Here is a 1,355-nt window from a genome sequence, read left to right as displayed (position 1 = left end):
GATCCTGGCATTGCGTCTGGCGATGCGGTGCTGCTTGACGAATTGAATTTCGCCGAGATCGTCAAGGGATTGCCGGCCAAGGCGCGCATGGTACTTTTGGCGGCCATGAACCTGCCGCGCGGCTCGCTCAAGGTCAGGATGCCGGACGGCCGCGCTGTCCTCGTCGGCGGCAAGGCGCCAGGTCCCGATGCCGAACTGGTGCTGAAGAACTGGCGTCTGCCCGGACGCGCCTTCTCCGGCGGCACGATCGGTCTTGCAGAATCCTACATGGACGGCGATTGGGACAGCCCGGACGTCACCAGCTTCCTCGAGCTGTTCGTGGTCAATTCCGCCCTCGGCGAGAAGGTCGCCGGCGGCGCCAACTGGCTCATCAACGCCGTCCAGCGCATCCGCCATTGGTTCAACGAAAACACGCATACCGGGTCGCGACGCAACATCTCGGCGCACTACGATCTCGGCAACGCCTTCTACGAGAAATGGCTGGATCCGAGCATGACCTATTCGTCGGCGCTTTATGCGACGGGCGCCAACGATCTCGAAAGCGCCCAGGCCGCCAAATATCGCGCGCTGGCAAAAGATACCGGCATCGGCAGGAAGGACCATGTGCTGGAGATAGGCTGCGGCTGGGGCGGCTTTGCCGAATTCGCCGCGCGCGAGATCGGTTGCCGCGTCACCGGATTGACCATCAGCCGCGAACAGCATGACTTCGCCAAAGCGCGTATCCAGAAAGCCGGGCTTGCCGACAAGGTCGACATCAAGCTGCAGGATTATCGAGACGAGACCGGCACTTACGACCGGATCGCATCGATCGAGATGTTCGAGGCGGTCGGCGAGAAATACTGGCCGGTGTTCTTCGGCAAGATGAAGACCTGCCTGAAGCCCGGCGGCACGGCCGGCCTGCAGATCATCACCATCAACGAGGCCGCCTACGAGGCGTATCGCGCGCGCCCCGATTTCATCCAGCGCTATGTCTTCCCTGGCGGCATGCTGCCGACACCCTCGATCCTCAAGGCTCTCGGCAAGGATCACGGCCTCGCGCATCTGCGCGAGCGCGTCTTCCCGCAGGACTATGCCCGCACGCTCGCCGAGTGGCGCCAGCGCTTCTGGGGCTCGTGGGAAAAGATCGTCCCGCTCGGCTTCGACGAGCGCTTCAAGAAGCTCTGGGAGTTCTATCTGCACTATTGCGAAGCCGGCTTCCGCGCCAGCTACATCGATGTCCGCCAGGTGGTCTATAAGGCCTAGCATCCGCAACACCGTGCGAGCACGCGGTGTTCGGCTGCCGGCGACGTTGTTGCCGCACCAGCCGTCAAAGAGCGATGCGGTACTTGGCAAAACCCCCATCACCCTCACCCGCC

At 63.0% G+C, this 1,355-nt stretch carries 1 protein-coding gene; it reads left to right on the top strand.

Annotated elements, in window-relative coordinates:
* Positions 1–9: 9 nt before the first annotated feature.
* Complete coding sequence (locus EN742_RS35145; RefSeq protein WP_128333892.1) at positions 10–1,242, top strand: cyclopropane-fatty-acyl-phospholipid synthase family protein; 1,233 nt, start codon at positions 10–12, stop codon at positions 1,240–1,242.
* The last annotated feature ends 113 nt before the right edge of the window (positions 1,243–1,355 follow it).

Origin of the sequence: Mesorhizobium sp. M4A.F.Ca.ET.020.02.1.1, assembly GCF_004022645.1 — a bacterium.
In the GTDB taxonomy this organism is placed as follows: domain Bacteria; phylum Pseudomonadota; class Alphaproteobacteria; order Rhizobiales; family Rhizobiaceae; genus Mesorhizobium.
This window is presented reverse-complemented; position numbering and strand designations above follow the sequence as displayed.